Here is a 13434-nt window from a genome sequence, read left to right as displayed (position 1 = left end):
TGTAAAGGCACGATGAGGTCTCTTCTGTTTTGTTAGCGCAACCAGTAGATCACACTTCATCGTGCTTTTCACTTTTGTGGGGATACCTCAGCCCCTCGGGAGAGGGCAGGGGAGAGGGGCGAGTTCAGGACTAACGCTTCTCCCACCCATTCTCACGAGCAGTAAAGCCTAACGCCTGCATAAACTCATTCATCGCGCTTCTGTCTTCGACCCCGACATCCGCCATCCACCAACTGGTTATCTCTGCATTATTACGCAGCACTTCTTCGACGAGATAGTGGCCCACACCGCGTCGGCGTGTGATTTCACGAATGCGCAGCGAATCCAGCGCCCCCTGATTGCCTTTTATCGTCACTCTTACCGCGCCCAGCAGTCTTTCATTAAAACGCGCAGCGTAAATTCGGTGCTCTTCATCCATTTGCAGAGAAGCCGCACTGTATTCCGGCCAGATCTTGCCGAGATCGATAATGTCCTGCTCGCTGAGCGTTGTCAGCCTGATGATCGTCAGTTTCATGTGAAGCTATCCGTTAAAAAGTTTTCCCCGAGTTTATCGAATTTCTCGGTTCGCCGATTTCTATTTTTATGCTGAATGACAGGGGATTCGTTTTCTCCGTCATTCGCTGGCAGTGCAATGCGTTATGGATCGAAAAATAGGCAGAATTTTAACCTGAAAGGTAGTGATTTATTCGGTCCTTTGTACCCTTATTTTATGCTGAAAATGGCGGTTTTTTTTGTTTAACTCTGTCTGAATACAGAATATTATCTTTGCTTAATCGACTGAAAAATAGAGATTTTAGTCAGGTTTTTGGCAAAAAACATCGCTAAACCATTAAAGAGACTGGCAAAAATAGCGTTGTGCATTAAAAGTACAGAATGCTTTTTAACCAGAAAAATACAAAAATTATACAAATTACATCACGAGCGGGGATGGAACGATGAAACGGAATGCAAAAACACTGATTGCGGGCATGGTGGCACTGGCGATGTCGCATTCGGTATTGGCAAAAGACATTAAAGTCGCGGTGATTGGCGCGATGTCTGGCCCGGTCGCACAGTGGGGCGACATGGAATTTAACGGCGCGCGTCAGGCTATCAAAGACATCAACGCCAACGGTGGCATCAAAGGCGACAAACTGGTTGCGGTGGAATATGACGATGCCTGCGACCCGAAACAAGCCGTCGCGGTGGCGAACAAAGTGGTTAACGATGGCATCAAATACGTTATCGGCCACCTGTGCTCCTCATCTACTCAACCTGCGTCTGATATCTATGAAGACGAAGGCATTCTGATGATCACTCCGGGCGCGACCAACCCAGAGCTGACCCAGCGTGGCTACCAGTACATCATGCGTACTGCAGGCCTGGACTCCTCTCAGGGGCCAACCGCGGCGAAATACATTCTGGATAAAGTGAAGCCACAGCGCATCGCAATCATTCATGACAAACAGCAGTACGGCGAAGGCCTGGCGCGTTCCGTTCAGGACAACCTGAAGAAAGCGGGCGCCAACGTCGTGTTCTTCGACGGCATCACGGCCGGTGAAAAAGACTTCTCCGCACTGGTCGCTCGTTTGCAGAAAGAAAATATCGACTTCGTTTACTACGGCGGTTACTACCCTGAAATGGGTCAGATCCTGCGTCAGGCGCGTTCTGTTGGCCTGAAAACCCAATTCATGGGGCCAGAAGGTGTGGGTAACGCTTCGCTGTCCAACATCGCGGGCAAAGCGGGCGAAGGCATGCTGGTGACAATGCCTAAACGTTATGACCAGGACCCGGCTAACAAAGGTATCGTTGATGCGCTGAAAGCCGAGAAGAAAGATCCGAGCGGTCCTTACGTGTGGATCACTTACGCCGCAGTACAGTCTCTGGCGACCGCTATGGATCGTACCGGCAGCGGAGATCCGCTGGCGTTAATTAAAGATTTGAAAGCTAACGGGGCTAAAACCGTGATTGGGCCGCTGAACTGGGATGAAAAAGGCGATCTGAAGGGATTTGAGTTTGGTGTCTTCCAATGGCATGCGGACGGCTCGTCCACCGTCGCCAAATAATAAGATCCCCCGCCCGCTTACCTGCCGGGCGGTTATAAGAAAGGTTACTTTATGTCAGAGCAGTTCCTTTATTTTCTGCAGCAGATGTTTAACGGCGTGACGCTGGGAAGCACCTATGCACTGATCGCCATCGGCTACACCATGGTGTACGGCATCATCGGGATGATCAACTTCGCCCACGGTGAGGTCTACATGATTGGCAGCTACGTGTCGTTCATGATCATCGCGGCACTGATGATGATGGGCATCGACACCAGCTGGCTGCTGGTCGCCGCCGGGTTTGTTGGCGCGATTGTGATTGCCAGCGCCTACGGCTGGAGTATTGAGCGCGTGGCCTATCGCCCGGTTCGCAGCTCTAAGCGTTTGATTGCGTTGATCTCCGCCATCGGGATGTCCATTTTCCTGCAAAACTACGTTAGCCTGACCGAAGGCTCGCGCGACATCGCGTTGCCGAGCCTGTTCAACGGCCAATGGATTGTGGGAGCCAGCGATAACTTCTCCGCCAGCATCACCACCATGCAGCTCGTTATCTGGATTGTGACGTTTGTGGCGATGCTGGCGCTGACGCTGTTCATCCGTTATTCCCGCATGGGCCGTGCGTGCCGTGCGTGTGCGGAAGACCTGAAGATGGCGAGCCTGCTCGGCATCAACACCGACCGTGTGATTGCGCTGACCTTCGTGATTGGCGCGGCAATGGCGGCGGTGGCGGGCGTGCTGCTCGGTCAGTTCTACGGCGTAATCAACCCTTACATCGGTTTTATGGCCGGGATGAAAGCCTTTACCGCAGCGGTTCTCGGCGGCATCGGCAGTATTCCTGGCGCCATGATTGGCGGCCTGATTCTGGGCGTCGCTGAAGCCCTTTCCTCTGCCTACCTGAGTACTGAGTACAAAGACGTGGTGTCGTTCGCGCTGCTGATCGTGGTGCTGCTGGTGATGCCGACCGGGATCCTGGGTCGTCCGGAGGTAGAGAAAGTATGAAACCGATGCATTTTGCGATGGCGCTGCTCTCTGCCGCCATGTTCTTCGTGCTGGCGGCCGTTTTCATGGGCGTTCAGCTGGAACTGAGTGGCACTAAACTGGTGGTCGACACCGCCGCGGATATCCGCTGGCAGTGGATTTTCATCGGCACCGCCGTGGTCTTCTTCTTCCAGATGCTGCGTCCTGCTTTCCAGAAGGGCATGAAAAGTATCAGCGGGCCGAAGTTTGTTCTGCCTGCGATTGACGGGTCGACCGTTAAACAAAAGCTGTTCCTGATTGCGCTGCTGGTTATCGCAGTGGCATGGCCGTTTATGGTGTCTCGCGGCACCATCGATATCGCCACGCTGACGATGATCTACATCATTCTGGGTCTCGGCCTGAACGTTGTGGTGGGCTTGTCTGGCCTTCTGGTGCTGGGCTATGGTGGCTTCTATGCGATTGGCGCGTACACCTTTGCGCTGCTGAACCACTATTACGGGCTCGGTTTCTGGACGTGTCTGCCGTTAGCTGGCCTGGTTTCTGCGGCCGCTGGTTTCCTGCTCGGCTTCCCGGTGTTACGCCTGCGCGGTGACTATCTGGCGATTGTGACCCTCGGCTTCGGTGAAATTGTGCGTATTCTGCTGCTCAACAACACCGAAATCACCGGCGGCCCGAACGGTATCAGCCAGATCCCGAAACCGACGTTGTTTGGTCTCGAGTTCAGCCGTACCGCGCGTGAAGGCGGCTGGGATACCTTCAGCAATTTCTTCCACGTGAAATATGACCCCAACGACCGCGTGATTTTCCTCTACCTGGTCGCGCTGCTGCTGGTGGTGCTGACGCTGTTTGTGATCAACCGTCTGCTGCGCATGCCACTGGGCCGTGCCTGGGAAGCGCTGCGTGAAGATGAAATTGCCTGCCGTTCTTTGGGCCTGAGCCCAACTCGTATCAAACTGACGGCCTTTACCATCAGCGCTGCGTTTGCAGGCTTCGCCGGCACGCTGTTCGCCGCTCGCCAGGGCTTTGTCAGCCCGGAATCGTTCACTTTCGCCGAATCGGCGTTTGTGCTGGCGATAGTGGTGCTCGGCGGGATGGGTTCGCAGTTTGCGGTCATTCTGGCGGCCATTCTGCTGGTGGTTTCTCGCGAACTGATGCGTGATTTCAATGAATACAGCATGTTGATGCTGGGTGCTCTGATGGTTCTGATGATGATTTGGCGTCCGCAAGGGCTGCTGCCGATGACCCGTCCGCATTTGAAACTGAAAAACGGACAGACCAAAGGAGAGCAGGCATGAGCCAGCCATTGTTATCTGTTAACGGCCTGATGATGCGCTTTGGCGGCCTGCTGGCGGTCAATAACGTCAATCTTGAACTGCATCCTCAGGAAATCGTCTCGCTGATTGGCCCGAACGGTGCGGGCAAAACCACGGTGTTCAACTGCCTGACCGGTTTCTACAAACCGACGGGCGGCAGCATCATGCTGCGTGATAAGCATCTCGAAGGGATGCCGGGCCAGCAGATTGCCCAGATGGGCGTGGTGCGTACTTTCCAGCACGTGCGCCTGTTCCGTGAAATGACGGTGATTGAAAACCTGCTGGTGGCGCAACATCAGCAGCTGAAAACCGGCGTGTTCTCTGGCCTGCTGAAAACCCCGTCGTTCCGTAAAGCGCAAAGTGAAGCGCTGGACAGGGCCGCCACCTGGCTTGAACGTATTGGTCTGCTTCAGCATGCGAACCGCCAGGCGAGCAATCTGGCGTATGGCGACCAGCGTCGGCTGGAAATCGCTCGCTGCATGGTGACGCAGCCGGAAATCCTGATGCTGGATGAACCGGCTGCAGGTTTAAACCCGAAAGAGACCAAAGAGCTTGATGAACTGATTGCCGAGCTGCGTAGCCATCACAACACCACCATCCTGTTGATTGAACATGACATGAAGCTGGTGATGGGGATTTCCGACCGCATTTATGTCGTGAATCAGGGCACGCCGCTGGCAAACGGCACGCCGGAAGAAATTCGCAACAACCCGGACGTGATCCGCGCATACCTTGGTGAGGCATAAGATGGAAAAAGTGATGTTGTCTTTTGACAAGGTAAGTGCCCACTACGGCAAGATTCAGGCGCTGCATGATGTCAGTTTGCATATCAATCAGGGGGAAATCGTCACCCTGATTGGTGCGAACGGCGCGGGCAAAACCACGCTGCTCGGCACGCTGTGCGGCGACCCGCGAGCAAGCAGTGGCCGCGTGACCTTTGATGGCAAAGACATTACCGACTGGCAGACCGCAAAAATCATGCGTGAAGCCGTGGCGATTGTGCCGGAAGGCCGTCGCGTTTTCTCCCGCATGACGGTGGAAGAAAACCTGGCAATGGGCGGTTTCTTTGCCGATCGCAGCCAGTATCAGGAACGCATCAAGTGGGTCTACGAGCTGTTCCCACGCCTGTGGGAGCGTCGTATTCAACGTGCGGGGACGATGTCCGGTGGGGAGCAACAGATGCTGGCGATTGGGCGTGCGCTGATGAGCCAACCGCGTCTGTTACTGCTTGATGAACCGTCTCTGGGCCTGGCGCCGATCATCATCCAGCAGATTTTCGACACCATCGAACAGCTGCGTAAAGAAGGGATGACCATCTTCCTCGTCGAGCAGAACGCCAACCAGGCACTGAAGCTTGCCGACCGCGGCTACGTGCTGGAAAACGGCCACGTGGTGCTGGAAGATACCGGCGATGCGCTGCTGGCTAACGAGGCTGTGCGTAGCGCTTATTTAGGGGGCTGAGTTGTTTTTTGCCCGGTGGCGCTGCGCTTACCGGGCCTACCAACCCTGAAACGTAGGCCGGGTCAGGCGAAGCCGCCACCCGGCTTTTTTATCCTCGCACTGTCACCATTCCATCACCCCTCTGAAGCCTGGCTGTCACCGCTTCGTCATCTTTCGGTTATTTTTCTGTCATTCGAGCATGTCATGTTACCTCGCGAGCATAAAACGCGTGATTTCGCGCATCTGACATAACAAGAGAGATAACCGAATGACATCGTTACGACACACCGCTTTAGCCGTCACTCTGGGTCTGGCGTTTGCTTCTCAGGCGATGGCTGCTACCACCATACCTTTCTGGCATTCCATGGAAGGGGAGTTAGGCAAAGAAGTTGACTCCCTCGCGCAGCGTTTCAACGATGCGCACCCTGACTACAAAATTGTGCCGATTTACAAAGGCAACTACGAACAGAGCCTGGCCGCAGGGATCGCGGCTTTCCGTACTGGCAATGCGCCCGCTATTTTGCAAGTGTATGAAGTCGGTACCGCGACCATGATGGCGTCGAAAGCCATCAAACCGGTGTATGAAGTGTTTAACGATGCGGGCATCAAGTTTGATGAATCGCAGTTTGTGCCGACGGTGTCGGGTTACTACACCGACTCCAAAACTGGCCACCTGCTGAGCCAGCCGTTTAACAGCTCCACCCCGGTGCTGTATTACAACAAAGACGCTTTCAAGAAAGCCGGGTTAAACCCGGATCAGCCGCCGAAAACCTGGCAGGATCTGGCAGAGTACACCGCCAAACTGAAAGCCGCAGGCATGAAATGCGGGTACGCCAGCGGCTGGCAGGGCTGGATCCAACTGGAAAACTTCAGCGCCTGGAACGGCTTGCCGTTTGCCAGCAAAAACAACGGCTTTGACGGCACCGATGCAGTGCTGGAATTCAACAAGCCGGAGCAGGTGAAGCACATCGCCATGCTGGAAGAGCTGAACAAGAAAGGCGATTTCAGTTACTTCGGGCGTAAAGATGAATCGACCGAGAAGTTCTATAACGGGGATTGCGCCATCACGACCGCGTCTTCTGGCTCACTGGCCGATATCCGTCAGTACGCCAAATTCAATTACGGCGTAGGGATGATGCCATACGACGCAGATGCCAAAGGCGCGCCGCAAAACGCCATCATTGGCGGGGCCAGCCTGTGGGTGATGCAGGGCAAAGATAAAGACACCTACAAAGGCGTTGCCGAGTTCCTCGACTTCCTGACCAAACCGGAAATCGCCGCAGAGTGGCACCAGAAAACGGGCTACCTGCCGATCACCAAAGCAGCCTATGACCTGACTCGCCAGCAAGGTTTCTATGACAAGAACCCTGGGGCAGACACGGCCACACGCCAGATGCTGAACAAGCCGCCGTTGCCGTTCACCAAAGGTCTGCGTCTGGGCAACATGCCGCAGATTCGTACCATTGTGGATGAAGAACTGGAATCGGTGTGGACCGGCAAGAAAACCCCACAGCAGGCGCTGGATGCCGCTGTAGAGCGTGGGAATCAACTGCTGCGTCGCTTTGAGAAATCAACGAAGTCTTAATGTTTTTCCCCTCTCCCTAACCCTCTCCCAAAGGGAGAGGGGATTTCTTTTCTCCCTCTCCTTGGGGGAGAGGGCCGGGGAGAGGGGGAGCACCGTGCACTTTGCTTCAATCAGGAAAGATCATCGCAATGTCATCATCCCGTCCGGTATTTCGCTCGCGCTGGCTGCCTTATGCGCTGGTCGCGCCACAGCTGATCATTACCGTTATTTTCTTCATCTGGCCTGCGGGCGAAGCGCTGTGGTATTCGCTGCAAAGCGTCGATCCGTTCGGGCTGTCGAGCGAGTTTGTTGGGCTTGATAACTTTATCGCCCTGTTCCATGACAGCTACTACCTCGACGCCTTCTGGACCACCCTGAAATTCAGTGGCCTGGTGACAGTCAGCGGCCTGCTGGTGTCGCTGTTTTTCGCCGCGCTGGTCGATTACGTGGTGCGCGGTAGCCGCCTCTATCAAACATTAATGCTGCTGCCGTATGCCGTTGCGCCTGCGATTGCGGCAGTGTTGTGGATTTTCCTCTTCAACCCTGGGCGCGGGTTGATAACGCACTGGCTGGAGCTGGTGGGTTACAACTGGAACCACGCGCAGAACAGCGGGCAGGCGATGTTCCTGGTGGTGTTTGCCTCGGTGTGGAAGCAGATAAGCTACAACTTCCTGTTCTTCTTCGCCGCCTTGCAATCCATTCCTCGTTCTCTGGTGGAAGCGGCAGCCATCGACGGCGCGGGTCCGGTGAGGCGTTTCTTTGCTATCGCGCTGCCGCTTATCGCCCCGGTGAGTTTTTTCCTGCTGGTGGTGAATCTGGTGTACGCCTTTTTCGATACCTTCCCGGTTATCGACGCGGCGACGGCAGGCGGCCCGGTGCAGGCCACCACCACGCTTATTTACAAAATCTATCGCGAAGGCTTTGCGGGCCTCGACCTGTCGGCGTCTGCCGCACAGTCGGTGGTGCTGATGCTGCTCGTCATCATTCTGACCGTGGTTCAGTTCCGCTACGTGGAAAGTAAGGTGCGCTATCAATGATTGAACATCGTCGCGGGCTGACCTGGTTTAGCCACATCATGCTGATCCTCGGGATTGGGGTGATCCTTTTCCCGCTTTACGTCGCCTTTGTTGCCGCGACGCTGGATGACAAAGCGGTCTTCGCTACACCGATGACGCTCATTCCAGGCTCGCATCTGCTGGATAACCTGAAAACCATCTGGTTGCAGGGCGTTGGCACGAACAGCGCACCGTTCTGGCTGATGCTGCTCAACAGTTTCATCATGGCGTTCACCATCACGGTGGGCAAAATCGCGGTGTCGATGCTGTCGGCTTTCGCCATTGTCTGGTTCCGCTTTCCGCTGCGTAACCTGTTCTTCTGGATGATTTTTATCACCCTGATGCTGCCAGTCGAAGTGCGTATTTTTCCGACGGTGGAAGTGATCGCCAACCTCAAATTGCTCGACAGCTACACCGGGCTAACGTTGCCGTTGATGGCTTCTGCCACGGCAACGTTCCTGTTTCGTCAGTTCTTCATGACGTTGCCGGATGAGCTGATGGAAGCGGCCCGCATTGACGGCGCTTCGCCGATGCGCTTTTTCCGCGACATCGTGCTGCCGCTGTCGAAAACCAATCTTGCGGCGTTATTTGTGATCACCTTTATCTACGGCTGGAACCAGTATCTGTGGCCGCTGCTGATCGTTACGGATGTGAACCTCGGCACGGCAGTCGCAGGGATCAAAGGGATGATCGCCACCGGCGAAGGCACCACAGCGTGGAATCAGGTGATGGCGGCGATGCTGCTGACCCTGATCCCGCCCGTTATTATCGTTTTAGCCATGCAGCGCGCGTTCGTGCGTGGTTTAGTGGACAGTGAGAAATAAGATGGCAGGACTGAAATTACAGGCGGTTACCAAGAGCTGGGACAACAACAAAACCCAGGTAATCCAGCCGCTGACGCTGGACGTTTCCGACGGCGAATTTATCGTGATGGTAGGGCCATCTGGCTGTGGAAAATCGACGCTGCTGCGCATGGTGGCGGGGCTTGAGCGCGTATCAAGTGGTGATATCTGGATTGACCGCCAGCGCGTGACGGAGCTGGAACCGAAAGAGCGCGGCATCGCGATGGTGTTCCAGAACTACGCGCTTTATCCGCACATGAGTGTGGAGGAGAACATGGCCTGGGGCCTGAAGATCCGCGGCATGGGCAAAGGCCATATCGCTGAGAAAGTGAAAGAGGCGGCGCGCATTCTTGAACTGGATGCGTTGTTGAAACGCCGGCCTCGTGAGCTTTCCGGCGGCCAGCGCCAGCGTGTGGCAATGGGCCGTGCGATTGTACGCGACCCGGCGGTGTTTCTGTTTGATGAACCCCTCTCGAACCTTGATGCAAAGCTGCGTGTGCAGATGCGCCTTGAACTTCAGCAGCTGCATCGCCGTCTGAACACCACGTCACTGTACGTCACTCACGATCAGGTCGAGGCGATGACCCTCGCTCAGCGCGTGATGGTGATGAATAAAGGCGTTGCCGAGCAGATCGGCACGCCGGTAGAAGTTTACGAAAAGCCCGCCACACGCTTTGTCGCGAGCTTTATTGGCAGCCCGGCGATGAACCTGCTGGAAGGGCATGTCAGTACATCGGGCACCCATTTCGAACTGGCGAGTGGCATGGCGTTACCGATGAACTGGCAGCATCGCGGCTATGCCGGAAGGCGAATGACGCTGGGTATTCGTCCGGAGCATATTGCGCTAAGCTCACAGGCCGAAGGAGGCGTACCGCTGGTGATGGATACGCTGGAAATTTTGGGTGCAGATAACCTGGCGCACGGCCGCTGGGGCGAGCAAAAAATGGTGGTGCGTCTGCCGCATCAACAGCGCCCGCAGGCGGGCAGCACACTGTGGCTGCATTTGCCGGAAAACCATCTGCATCTGTTTGAGGGTGAAACAGGACAACGTGTATGAGTAACTGGCCTTACCCGCGCATTGTCGCCCACCGTGGTGGCGGCAAGCGGGCTCCGGAAAATACCCTGGCGGCGATTGACGTCGGCGCACGCTACGGTCACACGATGATCGAGTTTGACGCCAAGCTGTCGAAAGATGGGCAGATTTTCCTGCTCCACGATGACAACCTTGAGCGCACCAGCAACGGCTGGGGTGTGGCGGGGGAATTGCGTTGGGATGAACTGCTGAGAGTGGATGCGGGAAGCTGGTACAGCAGTGAATTTAAAGGCGAGCCGCTGCCTCTGTTGTCGCAAGTGGCGGAGCGTTGTCGCCAGCATGGCATGATGGCGAATATTGAAATTAAGCCCACAACAGGCACTGGCCCGCTGACCGGCAAAACTGTCGCGTTAGCTGCCCGCGAACTGTGGCAAGGCATGACGCCGCCGTTACTGTCTTCTTTTGAAATTGATGCGCTGGAAGCCGCTCAGGAAGCTGCGCCTGAACTGCCACGCGGACTGCTGCTGGAAGACTGGCGTGATGACTGGCAAGCGCTGACGACGCGTTTGGGCTGCGTGTCAATTCACCTGTACCACAAGCTGCTGGATGAAGCGCGGGTGAACATGCTGAAGGCGGCAGGGCTGCATATTCTGGTTTACACCGTCAACAAACCCCAGCGTGCGGCAGAGCTGCTGCGCTGGGGCGTGGACTGCATCTGTACCGATGCGATTGATGTTATCGGGCCAGATTTCCGCTAGCGAGACAGCGGCTGCGGGTTGGACGGCGTACTCAGCAGGTCGCCGTTCTGCGTTTGCGGCAGCATGTGCTGCTGCGACGAACTGTTTAACATTTTGTCGCTACTGCTGCCGCTCAACATCCCGCCGTTGGTGTTGGGCAGCATTTGCTCCCCCGGCTGAGCATTCATCACCCGTTGCTGATTGTCGTTCAACTGCGTTTTCAGATGCTGTTGCTGTAGCTGCGTCTGGGTCTGCAACTGTTGGTTGAGCATCCCTTTTTGCTGAATCTGCTGGCTCTGCATCTGATTTTGCATCCGCTGCTGACTGGGGATCACATACCCCGGCTGATTCGGGTTGTTGGTCGGGTTTAACGGCTGTGCAAGCACGGCGAACGGCATCAGCGCCGCAAGAAGTAATAACCTTTTCATTTTTTCCTCCTCCCCTTTTGAGGGCTCCTTTAAGTTTACCCCCATTCGCGCACCACGATGATTTTTTAAGAATTGTGAACCAGGCTTAAGCGGGAGCATAAATCCTTTCACCTGGAGAAGAACAATGATTGAAACCCGTTTTTGGCGCGGGGCGGCGATAGCTGCTCTGCTGGCAGGAAGCTGTTTCACCGTCGGGGCCACGCCGCCGCCTGTTTCGGCTCCGCCTGTTTCGACCCCTTCCGCAACCGCTCAATCTGCACCCGCCCCGGCGGTGTCTTACGGCGTTGAAGAAGATGTTTTCCATCCCGTTCGTGCTCAACAGGGCATGGTGGCCTCGGTAGATGCAACGGCGACGAAAGTCGGAGTCGATATTTTGAAGGAGGGCGGTAACGCAGTAGATGCCGCGGTGGCCGTGGGGTATGCACTGGCGGTCACGCACCCGCAGGCCGGTAATCTTGGCGGTGGCGGCTTTATGCTGTTACGCACCAAAGACGGCAAAACGACGGCGATCGATTTCCGTGAAATGGCTCCCGCTCAGGCTACTCGCGATATGTTCCTCGATGATCAGGGCAATCCTGACAGCAAAAAATCCCTGACTTCACACCTGGCTTCCGGCACGCCAGGCACCGTTGCTGGTTTCTCATTAGCGCTGAAAGAGTACGGCACAATGCCGCTCAATAAAGTCGTGCGTCCGGCAATCAAACTGGCGAAAGAAGGTTTTGTGGTTAACGATGCGCTGGCCAATGACCTGAAAACCTACGGCAGCGAAGTGATCCCCAGTCATGAGAACAGCAAAGCCATCTTCTGGAAAAACGGCGAGCCGCTAAAAAAAGGCGACAAACTGGTACAGGCGAATCTGGCAAAGAGCCTGGAAATGATTGCCGAAAATGGCCCGGATGCGTTCTATAAAGGGTCTATTGCCGATCAGATTGCCGAAGAAATGAAGAAAAACGGCGGGCTGATGACCAAAGAGGATTTGGCGAATTACAAAGCCGTCGAACGTACGCCCATCAGCGGGGATTACCGTGGTTACCAGGTTTTCTCCATGCCTCCTCCCTCTTCTGGCGGCATTCATATCGTTGAAATCCTCAATATTCTGGAAAACTTCGATATGCACAAATACGGCTTTGGTAGCGCCGATGCGATGCAAATCATGGCTGAAGCCGAAAAACATGCTTACGCCGATCGCTCGGAATACCTCGGTGACCCTGATTTTGTGAAAGTGCCGTGGCAGGCGCTGACCAGCAAGGATTACGCCAAATCCATCGCCAGCGAGATTGACGTCAACAAAGCCAAACCGTCGAGCGAAATTCGCCCGGGCAAACTGGCACCGTATGAAAGCAATCAGACCACGCATTTCTCTGTCGTGGATAAAGACGGGAATGCTGTGGCGGTGACTTATACCCTCAACACCACCTTCGGAACAGGGATCGTGGCGGGGAATACTGGCATTCTGATGAACAACGAGATGGATGATTTCTCTGCCAAGCCTGGCGTGCCGAATGTCTATGGTCTGGTAGGCGGTGATGCCAACGCTGTTGGGCCGAACAAACGCCCGTTATCGTCGATGTCGCCCACTATCGTGGTGAAAGACGGCAAAACCTGGCTGGTGACGGGCAGCCCGGGTGGCAGCCGAATCATTACCACCGTGCTGCAAATGGTGGTCAATACCATCGACTTTGGGATGAACGTAGCCGAAGCGACCAACGCTCCGCGCTTCCATCATCAGTGGCTGCCTGACGAGCTGCGAGTGGAGAAGGGCTTTAGCCCGGACACGCTGAAGCTGCTGGAACAGAAAGGGCAGAAAGTGGCGGCGAAAGAAGCGATGGGCAGCACTCAAAGTATTATGGTCGGCCCGGACGGCACGCTGTATGGGGCTTCAGACCCGCGTTCTGTGGATGATTTGACGGCGGGGTATTGATTCCTGATTGATTGCCGGGCGGCACTGCGTTTGCCCGGCCTACAGGACATCGCCATGTAGGCCCGGTAAGGCGTAGCCGCCACCGGGCAATGTCAGTCG

General features: G+C 55.4%; 13 protein-coding genes. 11 read left to right on the top strand and 2 right to left on the bottom strand.

The features are described from left to right. Positions 1 to 130: 130 nt before the first annotated feature. Positions 131 to 514 (bottom strand): aspartate 1-decarboxylase autocleavage activator PanM, encoded by a 384-nt coding sequence (panM, locus tag ACI2I2_RS22840; RefSeq protein ID WP_404660044.1) that lies wholly within the window; start codon positions 512 to 514, stop codon positions 131 to 133. 421 nt (positions 515 to 935) lie between these two features. On the opposite strand from panM, the gene livK reads away from it, so the two are divergent. From livK to ugpQ, 10 genes are all read left to right on the top strand, one after another. Continuing rightward, the gene (gene livK, locus ACI2I2_RS22835; protein ID WP_404660043.1) at positions 936 to 2045 is read left to right on the top strand and encodes a high-affinity branched-chain amino acid ABC transporter substrate-binding protein LivK; all 1110 of its coding nucleotides are present in this window, start codon (positions 936 to 938) and stop codon (positions 2043 to 2045) included. 51 nt (positions 2046 to 2096) lie between these two features. Next, positions 2097 to 3023, top strand: a complete 927-nt coding sequence (livH, locus tag ACI2I2_RS22830) for a high-affinity branched-chain amino acid ABC transporter permease LivH (protein WP_404660042.1) — start codon at positions 2097 to 2099, stop codon at positions 3021 to 3023. Beyond that, positions 3020 to 4297 (top strand): branched chain amino acid ABC transporter permease LivM, encoded by a 1278-nt coding sequence (gene livM / locus ACI2I2_RS22825; protein ID WP_404660041.1) that lies wholly within the window; start codon positions 3020 to 3022, stop codon positions 4295 to 4297. The genes livH and livM overlap by 4 nt, the downstream gene beginning before the upstream one ends. Beyond that, on the top strand, positions 4294 to 5061 hold the full coding sequence (gene livG, locus ACI2I2_RS22820; RefSeq protein WP_330984161.1) for a high-affinity branched-chain amino acid ABC transporter ATP-binding protein LivG: 768 nt from the start codon (positions 4294 to 4296) through the stop codon (positions 5059 to 5061). Before livM ends, livG begins: the two co-directional genes overlap by 4 nt. 1 nt (position 5062) lies before the next feature. Continuing rightward, entirely contained in the window at positions 5063 to 5776 is a 714-nt protein-coding gene (gene livF, locus ACI2I2_RS22815) for a high-affinity branched-chain amino acid ABC transporter ATP-binding protein LivF (protein ID WP_330984162.1), read from the top strand. 247 nt (positions 5777 to 6023) lie between these two features. Beyond that, positions 6024 to 7340, top strand: coding sequence for a sn-glycerol-3-phosphate ABC transporter substrate-binding protein UgpB (gene ugpB / locus ACI2I2_RS22810; protein WP_404660040.1), 1317 nt, complete (start codon positions 6024 to 6026; stop codon positions 7338 to 7340). 128 nt (positions 7341 to 7468) lie between these two features. Further along, complete coding sequence (gene ugpA / locus ACI2I2_RS22805; protein ID WP_404660039.1) at positions 7469 to 8356, top strand: sn-glycerol-3-phosphate ABC transporter permease UgpA; 888 nt, start codon at positions 7469 to 7471, stop codon at positions 8354 to 8356. Beyond that, positions 8353 to 9198 carry a sn-glycerol-3-phosphate ABC transporter permease UgpE gene (ugpE, locus tag ACI2I2_RS22800; RefSeq protein WP_404660038.1) on the top strand — a complete coding sequence of 282 codons (846 nt, stop codon included), beginning with the start codon at positions 8353 to 8355 and terminating at the stop codon, positions 9196 to 9198. The genes ugpA and ugpE overlap by 4 nt, the downstream gene beginning before the upstream one ends. Position 9199: 1 nt before the next feature. Continuing rightward, on the top strand, positions 9200 to 10273 hold the full coding sequence (locus ACI2I2_RS22795) for a sn-glycerol-3-phosphate import ATP-binding protein UgpC (RefSeq protein WP_404660037.1): 1074 nt from the start codon (positions 9200 to 9202) through the stop codon (positions 10271 to 10273). After that, positions 10270 to 11007, top strand: a complete 738-nt coding sequence (gene ugpQ, locus ACI2I2_RS22790) for a glycerophosphodiester phosphodiesterase (protein ID WP_404660036.1) — start codon at positions 10270 to 10272, stop codon at positions 11005 to 11007. Before ACI2I2_RS22795 ends, ugpQ begins: the two co-directional genes overlap by 4 nt. Here ugpQ and ACI2I2_RS22785 read toward each other — a convergent pair. Next, positions 11004 to 11414, bottom strand: a complete 411-nt coding sequence (locus ACI2I2_RS22785) for a DUF2756 family protein (RefSeq protein WP_404660035.1) — start codon at positions 11412 to 11414, stop codon at positions 11004 to 11006. The two genes, ugpQ and ACI2I2_RS22785, sit on opposite strands and share 4 nt — an antisense overlap. A 124-nt stretch (positions 11415 to 11538) precedes the next feature. On the opposite strand from ACI2I2_RS22785, the gene ggt reads away from it, so the two are divergent. Continuing rightward, complete coding sequence (gene ggt, locus ACI2I2_RS22780) at positions 11539 to 13335, top strand: gamma-glutamyltransferase (RefSeq protein ID WP_404660034.1); 1797 nt, start codon at positions 11539 to 11541, stop codon at positions 13333 to 13335. Positions 13336 to 13434 lie beyond the last annotated feature (99 nt).

Source organism: Scandinavium sp. NPDC088450 (assembly GCF_044900545.1).
GTDB lineage: Bacteria > Pseudomonadota > Gammaproteobacteria > Enterobacterales > Enterobacteriaceae > Scandinavium.
Note: the sequence above shows the minus strand (reverse complement) of the source record. Positions and strands in the feature narration are given on the sequence as shown.

Excerpts from the sequence above, each read along its gene's own strand:
- livM (WP_404660041.1), top strand. The coding sequence starts at position 3,020 with ATGAAACCGATGCATTTTGCGATGGCGCTGCTCTCTGCCGCCATGTTC.
- livK (WP_404660043.1), top strand. The coding sequence starts at position 936 with ATGAAACGGAATGCAAAAACACTGATTGCGGGCATGGTGGCACTGGCG.
- ACI2I2_RS22795 (WP_404660037.1), top strand. The coding sequence starts at position 9,200 with ATGGCAGGACTGAAATTACAGGCGGTTACCAAGAGCTGGGACAACAAC.
- ugpQ (WP_404660036.1), top strand. The coding sequence starts at position 10,270 with ATGAGTAACTGGCCTTACCCGCGCATTGTCGCCCACCGTGGTGGCGGC.
- panM (WP_404660044.1), bottom strand. The coding sequence starts at position 514 with ATGAAACTGACGATCATCAGGCTGACAACGCTCAGCGAGCAGGACATT.
- ugpE (WP_404660038.1), top strand. The coding sequence starts at position 8,353 with ATGATTGAACATCGTCGCGGGCTGACCTGGTTTAGCCACATCATGCTG.
- livG (WP_330984161.1), top strand. The coding sequence starts at position 4,294 with ATGAGCCAGCCATTGTTATCTGTTAACGGCCTGATGATGCGCTTTGGC.
- livH (WP_404660042.1), top strand. The coding sequence starts at position 2,097 with ATGTCAGAGCAGTTCCTTTATTTTCTGCAGCAGATGTTTAACGGCGTG.
- ugpB (WP_404660040.1), top strand. The coding sequence starts at position 6,024 with ATGACATCGTTACGACACACCGCTTTAGCCGTCACTCTGGGTCTGGCG.
- livF (WP_330984162.1), top strand. The coding sequence starts at position 5,063 with ATGGAAAAAGTGATGTTGTCTTTTGACAAGGTAAGTGCCCACTACGGC.
- ugpA (WP_404660039.1), top strand. The coding sequence starts at position 7,469 with ATGTCATCATCCCGTCCGGTATTTCGCTCGCGCTGGCTGCCTTATGCG.
- ggt (WP_404660034.1), top strand. The coding sequence starts at position 11,539 with ATGATTGAAACCCGTTTTTGGCGCGGGGCGGCGATAGCTGCTCTGCTG.
- ACI2I2_RS22785 (WP_404660035.1), bottom strand. The coding sequence starts at position 11,414 with ATGAAAAGGTTATTACTTCTTGCGGCGCTGATGCCGTTCGCCGTGCTT.